Annotated in this window: 1 pseudogene; it reads left to right on the top strand. The window is 58.4% G+C overall.

Features of this window, described 5'->3' with window-relative positions:
- Nucleotides 1-255: pseudogene (locus IB244_RS31810) on the top strand (DUF3300 domain-containing protein); the annotation flags it as partial.

Genomic DNA, 255 nt, shown 5'->3' with positions numbered 1-255 from the left:
TCGATTGCAACAACTGTTTCAACAACCGCAATTTCAACGGCAAGGTTAAGTGGAACGACGTCGACTGGAAGAACGTCGACCGCAGCAAGCTCAACATCGACAGAAGTCAGTTGGCGAACGTCGACCGCAACACTATCCGAAACAATCTCCAGGCCAATGGCGCCAACAACCTGCGCAATCGCGCCTCCGAGATCAACCGTGAGCGCGGCGCTGGCGTCGCCAACCGGGCGGACCGCGCAGCCGACGTGCGCAGAA

The organism is Rhizobium sp. RHZ02, assembly GCF_014851575.1.
Classification (GTDB): Bacteria; Pseudomonadota; Alphaproteobacteria; order Rhizobiales; family Rhizobiaceae; genus Rhizobium; species Rhizobium altiplani.
Note: the sequence above shows the minus strand (reverse complement) of the source record. Positions and strands in the feature narration are given on the sequence as shown.